An 8,447-nucleotide genomic window follows, 5' to 3' on the forward strand; every position below is an offset into this window, starting at 1 on the left:
GGCGGGTCAGATTTCGTAGACATCCAAATCCTCGACAATCCCACTTTCGCCGGAAAAATGCTTAGAGAGGTCAGTCAATGCGCGGCTGTGAGAGGCCTCATTGTCCATGTGTATGCGAAAATGACTGAGATAAAGGCGCTTTACACCGACGCTTTCGGCCATCCGTGCAACCTCGCCAGGGTCTGGACTAAAAGCCATCAATGCGGGGTGCAAAATCTCGCCGCTGCCTCGGTAGCACCAGTGCAGCAGAAAATCTGCATCACGGCTGAGATCAGTGATGTCTGGATTGATGCCTGTATCACCAGAATAGACAAATTTTTTGCCCTCAGCCTCAACCGAGTAGCCCAGGCAATCAAGAATTGGCTGAGCGTGTGTTGCTTGGGCTGTTTCAAGGTGCCAGCCGTCGCCCTCAAAAGTGAAACCAGGTTCGATCTCGATGATCTGAGGCGCAGGCCAAGGTCGAGGCAAGGTGCCGCCGCGCGCAACCCAGACTTGCTGGCTTTGCGGCAGTTCGGTGCGGGCGCGCAGATCGTTGTTCAGGACACCATTGCGCCCGAAATAGCCTTCTGTGATGTCTTTCAACGGCTTGGGACCGAAGACTTTCAACGGAGCGGCGCCCTCATCCCAAGCTGCGTGCACAAGGCGGGCGTAGTCCATCATGTGATCGCTGTGATAGTGTGTAAAAAAGAGATGTGTTATGTCTTTCGGCAATCGTCCGGACCGCAGCAGGTTATCCACAACGCCACCGCCGCAATCGAATAGAATGCGGTCATTGCCTGCTTCCAGCAGATAGCCTGATGAGGCACGACGGCTGTATGCTTCAGGTGAACCCGAGCCCAGAATTGTTAACTTCATGGTACCCTCACGTCGCAGGTGGCGGGGTCGCTCCAGGAGCCCCTAATTTCAGCGCCGCTTCGCGCCCTCCGTAGTGTTCAACCAAAGCCGCCTGATCTGCGAAGGCCAATGAATCCATGGCTTCGGGATCGCAAATCTCTCGCAGAGCCGCCTCAAGCTCGGCCAGAGTCGCGGCATGCGTGGGCTCATTGGATAGATCAACTAACTCTTCTGGATCCGCTTCCAAATCGAACAGTTCAGGCGGGAAACCTATGTAATAGTTCAGTTTCCAACGCCCCTTACGCAGCATGAATCCTCCCGACACTGATCCGACGGCGTGGTATTCACTCAGGATCGGGCGATCGTTCTGGGCTGGCTGGGCGGCGATATCTTTCAAAGATTGAGCGCCATCGGCCGCGGCAATATCGGTGCCGAAATGCTGAGCAATGGTCTTGGACAGGTCTAGCAAGCTGACGGGCGTGTCGCATGTGCCCTTGGGAACGCCAGGCCCAGCCATAATCATCGGGATTTGAACGCTTTCTTGATAAAAGTTCGATTTCCCCCACAAGCCGCGCGCACCGACATTGTCGCCGTGATCAGAGGTGTAAACGACCGTTGTATCCTCGGCCATACCTGCACCTTCCAGCGCGGATAGGATCTGTCCGACGTTATTATCCATCCAGCTGCAAAGCCCATAGTAAGCAGCCATGGCCTGTAGACGTTCTTCGGGGCTGTTGAATTTGGTCTCGCTATCCATGGATGCGTTTTGCTTTTCTATCCAGGGATGGCGCTTGTAGCCAGTATCTGGATGCAACTTGACCTCGGGTAGGCTGTCCGTTGGGTAAAGATCGTAAAACTCTTGCGGCACGATCAATGGAAAATGAGGCGCAACGAGACCAACATAAAGACACCAAGGTTGGCCTACATCTGACGCTGCTCTCTCAGCGAGCCATTGCTTAGTTCGATTGGTTACAGAGGCATCATAATCGGTGTATTTCGACGTGCCCGGTCCGATGTATTCCCCCAACATGCGCCCGCCTCCGGGGGGCTGGACGCGTTCGTCTTCACGCCGGATAGATGCCCAGACCATGCCGACACCATTGACCACCTGCATCGGGATATGTTCGACATCAAAACCAGCAGGATCGGAAGCGTCGCGGTAGTGAAGCTTGCCGATACTTTCCACTGGAATGCCCTTGTCCTGTAAAGCGTGGCCCCATCCCGGCGTTGCACCCGTATAGGGCATGGCATTGTCCCAAAGGCGGTTTTGGTGTGGATATCGTCCTGTGGCAAAGCTGGCCCGCGCGGGCACACAAATTGGGCTTGGCGTATACGCATCTGTAAAGCGCGTGCCCTTTGCCGCCAACGCATCGAGGTTCGGGGTTTTGACAAATGGATGACCCGCACAGCCCATCGCGCGGGCCTGATGTTCGTCAGACATGATGATCAGAAGGTTGGGCCGGTTCATATAATTACTCTCCCTCGAAATTCGTTTTCTCCGCAGCAATCTCAAGTTTATCGAGTACACGGCGGAAGGTGCTGATCTCGTCAGCGCTTAGGTCAGCGCGGAGCCAGTTCTGCCTTTTACGTGTCGCTGGTAGCGCGCGATCAAAGATATCTTGCCCTTTGTCGCTTAACGATAAATGCTGAACGCGATGGTCAATGTCATCCGGGATCGATGTTACAACCCCCTGATTTACAAGATTTTTGACGTTCCTGCTAAGCAATCCTTTGTCCAATGCCGCTTCTCGCGACAAGTCAGACAAGCGGGTTTGGCCGACTGCACCGATCAAAGCTACGACGCGCCACTGGGTCAGCGTCAATCCCACCGTATCCATCAATACACGGGCCCCCTGCGCATTCAGTTTTGCCTGAACGCGAGATATGCGGAACGTCAGATATTGCTGAAGTGGAAGGTCCTCCAAGAGCACATATGGCAGGTCGGGCTTTGGGGGGGCATTACTCATCCATGTCTCCTTTGAGATTAGCATTTCGTGATTTACTTGTCTCGTCAACTTTTTTGTTGACCCATCAACTTTTGTATGGATGATCAACAAAAATCTAGGGAGGATCACATGAAACGTATTTTTAAAACGGCGATTGCCGTTGCTAGTCTACTCACACTTTCCACCGGCGCATTTGCGGCGGATTGGACCCCACCTGGCCCGATAAAACTGATGATCGCATTTGGAGCCGGGGGCGGTGCGGACACACAAGCACGCATGATCGCCGAGGAAATCGAGGCGGCAAAGGGTTGGAAAATCATCCCCGAGCAGGTTACTGGAAAAGGTGGCTTGAATACGGTTAATGCGCTCAAAGATGCGCCAAAGGACGGCACTGCAATTGGCATGATTGTGACCGAAACGTTGGGCTACAATCTTGCAGCAGCGAATGCGGGCGATCCAAGCGTTGCAACAGCCATCACAACGACTGCTGGCAGTCAGATGGCCGTCGTTTCCCTGAGCTCTAAGGGTTACAAAACCTTGGCAGACGTTATTGCGGCAGCAAAAGGTGGCGAGGATATTCGCTTCGGTGTGATGAGCCCATCACTTGCTGATCTTGCGTATGTTATCGGAAAAGAAAACGGCGTCGAGTTCAACATCATCTCGGTGCGCGGCGGCAAAGCTGTAATGAACGGTCTGAACGCGGGCGATATGGACGTCGGTTTTGGTGCTGGCATTCAAGCCAAGGCTGTGGCCGCAGGTGATATGGTTGAGCTGGCCTCAGCCAAAAGCGGACCATTGGCGGCGACGCCTGAGGCACCAAACTTGATGGACTTTGGCGTCAATTTCCCCAATGACACAATGTTCATGTTTGCAGGGCCGAGTGGCATGGATCCTGCTGCGCGTGACGCCATTGCTGCAGCAATTGCTGAAGTGATTTCCGCAGAGGGTTCCAAAGCGGGTGGCTTCATCAACAAGGCATTTGGCGGAGTGGATGTTCGCTCTGGTGACGCGTTAGATGCCCTGATTGCTAAGGCTTATGAAGATGCGGGCGCGTTGCTTGAAGCGTCAGCTGAGTAACGCAAAAAGAAAAAACGGCAGGTCCAGTGGTGTGCTGGGCCTGCCTGTATATTGGGCTAGACATGACACAGCATTCCCGTAGCAACGTAATATTGGGCCTGATCTTTATCGTCTTTGCCGTGATTGTCGCCTTTGTCTGGGTTCCACTTGATACCGAAACAGGGCTGATCGAAAAGGTTCGTCGCCAAACCAATATCGGCGATGCGCTCGCGCCTACTGTTGCAGCCTTTTTCATCGGTTTGGGCGGTGTCCTTTTGATTTTGTTTGAACGCAACGCCCCTAATCAACCCCGCGTGAGCTTTGCCAATCTGACGTTCATTAGCGTACAAATCGGGGTTTTGGTTCTTGGATTTCTTGTCATGCTCTACGCAGGAGCGATTGCGATCACAGTGACAGGAGTTGAGGAAGAATACCGAATACTTCGTGATACGGCTCCTTGGAAATATATAGGATATTTCCTAGGCGGCATTGTCATCGTGGCTGGGCTAATTTCACAGGCAGAAGGACGCGTGTCAGCGCGCAGCGTTTTGATTGGAATTTGCGTCGTCATAGCGCTGATCGTAATCTACGACCTGCCCTTCGAAAACCTGTTACTGCCTCCAAACGGGGACGTTTGATGACGGTCCTTGACTATATCTGGATGGGTGTTCTTGCAGTGTTTCAAGGGCCGGAATCGTTTTCGCTTCTGGGATTGCCCGTTTCGATAACGCTCGTGATGATCCTCGCTGGTTTCTTACTCGGTATCATGGTCGGTGCAACACCGGGCATGGCTGGCCCGGTCGCTATGGCAATCTCGCTTCCAATCCTGATCTCTGTATTTGGATATCATCCCGATGCTTTGTTGCCAGTGGTCGGATTTCTGATCGGCATCATGAAGGGCGCAACGATCGGCGGCGCGGTTCCTGCAGTCTTGTTCAATACTCCCGGCACGCCCGATGCCTATATGACAACACTTGACGGTTACCCGATGGCGCAACGTGGCAAGGCGAAGAAAGCACTGCGCGTTGCACATTTATCTTCGGCCTCTGGTGACACGTTTTCGGACATCGTGCTCTTCGTTTGCGCGCCATTTCTCGCGATCTTTGTCGAGGCCTATCTGGACTTACCAGAGAAAACCGCGCTGCTGATTTTGTCGCTGAGCTTCATCGCGGTGGTGATAGGCGGATCGCCCGCGAAAGGCCTAATTTCCACCGGACTTGGCTTGCTCGCGGTTTACATAGGCACCGGCGAGGATTTTTATCCAAGGCTATCTATGGGCACGCAAGAGCTTTCGCGCGGCTTTCCGATCGCGACCTCGGTGCTTGGCGTTTTGATCATCGGTGCGGTGTTCAAGGGTCTGGATGAGCTATGGCACGAACGACGCAGCAAAGGCGCAATTGCAATCGTGCCGGACGATGGCGACCAGCGCTTGCACTGGGCCGACATTCGCCGTCTGTCACCCTACATCGCGCGATCTGCCGTTATTGGAACGACGATCGGTGCCTTGCCCGGCGTTGGCTCAACCCTTGCTGCAACGCTTGGCTATACGTTAGGCAAAGCCCAACATGATAAACGTAAAACCTCGGATCAAACCGCCTTTGGGAACGGAGCAATGGAGGGCATTGCTGCGACAGAAGCGGCTAATTCCTCTGTTTCAGGGGCAAACCTGATTCCCGTCTTGTCGCTCGGCATTCCAGGCAATGCCGCGGCCGTGTTCCTGATTTTGGCCATGGAATCCATAGGCGGCTTTAATCCCGGTCCATCTGTCTTCAAATTCTCAGCAGACCAAGTGAACACCGAGCTGGTCATGGCCTTTGGCCTTTTCACAGCTATGGTTGTTGCGAACTTGTTGAACTGGACAATCGGGGGGCTCTTCATGCGTTCAATGGGCGTGATGATCCGCATTCCCAAACAGATTTTGCTGCCTTCGGTCCTTTTGTTAACATTAACTGCCATCTACGTTCAGGAAACTCGGATTGAGGCGATTTGGTTCGCGCTCGCCTTTGGTGTGCTTGGCTATTTCATGCGGCTGCTTGCGATCTCGCCCCTGCCGTTTGTCATTGCATTCATCCTTGGGGGTCGGCTCGAGGAAACTGCGCGTCAGGCCTACTCGGCAACTGGCAATGATCCGTTCTTTTTGTTCAACAATCCCATTGCCGCACTGTTCATGGCAGCGGCCTTTGGGATCGTCATCTTCTCTACTCGCAAGACAAAAGGTGCTTTATGAGCCGACCCAATATTCTCTTAATTTCGTCCGACCAACACCGCGCCGATTGCATGGGATTCATGGGTCGTAAGATCAAGACGCCCCATCTAGACCAGCTGGCAGCCGAAGGGACTGTTTTCGATGCCTGTATCACGCCCTCACCAGTCTGCCAGCCTGCGCGTGCGTCAATTCTGACGGGCCAACTGTGCCGCACCCACGGCGTTCATGATAACGGTATCGATCTGCCGCCAGAAATCGGTGACAAAGGGTTTGCAGGGGCGATGGCTGCTGCTGGCTATCAAACCAGCTACTTTGGCAAGGCGCATTTTTCCACGTACCACACCTACGAACCAACGGGGACACCAGAATGCCTTCGCTCCTCAGCCGATTTTGGCGAGGATTGGTTTGGACCTTACATGGGATTTGAGCATTTGGAGTTGATGCTCGTGGGTCACAACTGGTGGGCCCCTGAAAAGCCGCCCGCAGGACAGCATTACGAGCGATTTTATCACAAGGATGGACGGGGCGACGAGAAAACCAAGGCGATGTGGGAAAATGCAGGCAACACAAAGGGCGCTGCGCAGGTCTGGCATTCTAAGCTTCCAGTGGCTTATCACAACACGCCTTGGACTGCGGACCGCGCTATCGAATGGCTGCGCCATGGGCGCGACACCGAAACGCCGTTTTGCACATGGGTTAGTTTCCCTGATCCGCATCATCCATTTGACTGCCCAGAGCCGTGGTCGCGTTTACACGATCCAGCAGAGGTCGATCTACCTGAGCACCGCACTCGCAGCTATGAAGGTCGCCCCTGGTGGCATCAGGCCGCAATGGAGGGCGAACCCGCCGATCCCAAGTTCGCGGACATTCGCAAGGCCTATAGCCGCATTGCACCACAAACCGACGAGCAACTTCGCGAGATCATCGCCAATACATATGGCCAAATCAGCTTTATAGATCACCAGATCGGCCGGATCATGAATGCGTTATTGGAAGAAGGGCTCGATGAGAATACGATTGTCATCTACATTTCTGACCATGGTGATTGGCTTGGAGATCACGGGCTGATCCTGAAAGGACCGATGCACTATGAGGGCTTACTGCGCGTTCCAATGATCGTGCGAGGCCCGAACGTACCTGCGGGCAAACGCGTATCCGAGCCGGTATCAACCCTCGATCTTGGCCCGACATTTTTTGACTACGGAAGTGCCGATCCGCTTTTGACCCAACACGGGCAAACCCTTCGACCTCTCATCGAGGGCGACGCCAAACGCGAAGTTGCCCGCAGTGAATGGGGTCTGAGGCCAGGCCGTGTCGGTGTCGCGCTCGAGCTTCGAACCGTGCGCACCAAACGGCACAAAATGACAGTTGATCTGATATCCGGCGATGGTGAGCTCTACGATCTTGAGACGGATCCGGATGAATTGGTTAATCTTTTTAATGATGCTGATGCGGCACCTATTCGCGCCAAACTGGAAGAGCTCGTTGCTTTGCGCGCCGACGATCTGTTGCCAGATCAAATCGCTGTGGGAACCGCATAGAAGATGTTTTGATTACAATCTATCTTTTCAGGGGAAGCAACACTAACAGCGGTGCCCCGCTCGGCAAATTTAGAGTGTTTAGCGCACAATTCCTGGGATGCTCTGACTGCGGTAAATGACACCAATCCACCGCACTGATGGAGCGCGAACTCTTGGTGCATAATCCGAGGTCTTTGAAAGCCCAGTTTTCCCGCTGCGCTGACGCGATCTCAAGAAGGTCAACGCTCAAATTGAGAAAATCGTCTAGGCAATCACTGCGGGCATGTTTCACGCATCAATGAAGGCAAAGATGGACGGTGGAGGCGCTCAAGGCAGAACTGGATGCCAAACGCGCCGCTCTGCCCGTATAAGACCCAATCATCCTACATCCGGCACTCGCCGAGACCTATCGTAAGAAGATCGTCGGATTGGCTGATAGCCTGAATGATGTGTCATGTCGCCAAGAGGTCGCAGAGCTATTTCGGGAACTGGCTTCAGAGGCACGGCTGTATCCTGAGGTGAACGCAAATGATGGTCATGTGATTGAATTCTATGAGGAATTGGCCGTGATCTTGGACTTTACTAAACCCAAAAACGACAAAAACCCACCGTTTTAAGGGTGGGTTGTCGACTACGTTGGTTGCGGGAGCTCGATTTGGACACTGTTTTCAAGAACTGCACCAGGCACGTATTTATCGGTAAGTGTTGGCGGGAAGCGGACCTTCGCCTCAAAGCGGCATCAAATCGCCACTATGGGTAAAGCGGACATTGACGGAACGCAACTATAGGGTGCGAAATGATCACTCCGTTTTCGCGAAGATTGAAACGCAGTCCTTTTCGAGACCTACATCCAGTTTGGCTCGCCCTGTTCCATGCCGGTAGCTT

General features: G+C 53.6%; 8 protein-coding genes. 5 read left to right on the top strand and 3 right to left on the bottom strand.

What is annotated here, in order from left to right; translation table 11 throughout:
- Positions 1-6: 6 nt before the first annotated feature.
- The 3 genes from ACTG3Z_RS16210 to ACTG3Z_RS16220 are packed head-to-tail and all read right to left on the bottom strand — an operon-like array spanning position 7 to position 2,801.
- Positions 7-855 (bottom strand): MBL fold metallo-hydrolase, encoded by an 849-nt coding sequence (locus tag ACTG3Z_RS16210; protein ID WP_439144056.1) that lies wholly within the window; start codon positions 853-855, stop codon positions 7-9.
- 7 nt (positions 856-862) lie between these two features.
- Complete coding sequence (locus tag ACTG3Z_RS16215) at positions 863-2,302, bottom strand: sulfatase-like hydrolase/transferase (protein ID WP_439144057.1); 1,440 nt, start codon at positions 2,300-2,302, stop codon at positions 863-865.
- Between the two features lie 4 nt (positions 2,303-2,306).
- Entirely contained in the window at positions 2,307-2,801 is a 495-nt protein-coding gene (locus ACTG3Z_RS16220; RefSeq protein ID WP_439144058.1) for a MarR family winged helix-turn-helix transcriptional regulator, read from the bottom strand.
- A gap of 108 nt (positions 2,802-2,909) precedes the next feature.
- Between ACTG3Z_RS16220 and ACTG3Z_RS16225 the strand changes: the two genes are divergently transcribed.
- The 5 genes from ACTG3Z_RS16225 (at position 2,910) to ACTG3Z_RS16245 (ending at position 8,179) form a co-directional block, all read left to right on the top strand.
- On the top strand, positions 2,910-3,857 hold the full coding sequence (locus tag ACTG3Z_RS16225) for a Bug family tripartite tricarboxylate transporter substrate binding protein (RefSeq protein WP_439144059.1): 948 nt from the start codon (positions 2,910-2,912) through the stop codon (positions 3,855-3,857).
- Positions 3,858-3,919: 62 nt separating this feature from the next.
- Positions 3,920-4,474, top strand: coding sequence for a hypothetical protein (locus ACTG3Z_RS16230; protein ID WP_439144060.1), 555 nt, complete (start codon positions 3,920-3,922; stop codon positions 4,472-4,474).
- Entirely contained in the window at positions 4,474-6,063 is a 1,590-nt protein-coding gene (locus tag ACTG3Z_RS16235) for a tripartite tricarboxylate transporter permease (RefSeq protein WP_439144061.1), read from the top strand. The genes ACTG3Z_RS16230 and ACTG3Z_RS16235 overlap by 1 nt, the downstream gene beginning before the upstream one ends.
- Complete coding sequence (locus ACTG3Z_RS16240; RefSeq protein ID WP_439144062.1) at positions 6,060-7,583, top strand: sulfatase-like hydrolase/transferase; 1,524 nt, start codon at positions 6,060-6,062, stop codon at positions 7,581-7,583. The genes ACTG3Z_RS16235 and ACTG3Z_RS16240 overlap by 4 nt, the downstream gene beginning before the upstream one ends.
- 407 nt (positions 7,584-7,990) lie before the next feature.
- Positions 7,991-8,179 (top strand): hypothetical protein, encoded by a 189-nt coding sequence (locus ACTG3Z_RS16245; RefSeq protein ID WP_439144063.1) that lies wholly within the window; start codon positions 7,991-7,993, stop codon positions 8,177-8,179.
- Positions 8,180-8,447: the final 268 nt, after the last annotated feature.

This window comes from Planktotalea sp., from assembly GCF_965659345.1.
In the GTDB taxonomy this organism is placed as follows: domain Bacteria; phylum Pseudomonadota; class Alphaproteobacteria; order Rhodobacterales; family Rhodobacteraceae; genus Planktotalea.

Coding starts and splice junctions, on each gene's coding strand:
- ACTG3Z_RS16225 (WP_439144059.1), top strand. CDS start 2,910: ATGAAACGTATTTTTAAAACGGCGATTGCCGTTGCTAGTCTACTCACA.
- ACTG3Z_RS16220 (WP_439144058.1), bottom strand. CDS start 2,801: ATGAGTAATGCCCCCCCAAAGCCCGACCTGCCATATGTGCTCTTGGAG.
- ACTG3Z_RS16230 (WP_439144060.1), top strand. CDS start 3,920: ATGACACAGCATTCCCGTAGCAACGTAATATTGGGCCTGATCTTTATC.
- ACTG3Z_RS16210 (WP_439144056.1), bottom strand. CDS start 855: ATGAAGTTAACAATTCTGGGCTCGGGTTCACCTGAAGCATACAGCCGT.
- ACTG3Z_RS16240 (WP_439144062.1), top strand. CDS start 6,060: ATGAGCCGACCCAATATTCTCTTAATTTCGTCCGACCAACACCGCGCC.
- ACTG3Z_RS16215 (WP_439144057.1), bottom strand. CDS start 2,302: ATGAACCGGCCCAACCTTCTGATCATCATGTCTGACGAACATCAGGCC.
- ACTG3Z_RS16235 (WP_439144061.1), top strand. CDS start 4,474: ATGACGGTCCTTGACTATATCTGGATGGGTGTTCTTGCAGTGTTTCAA.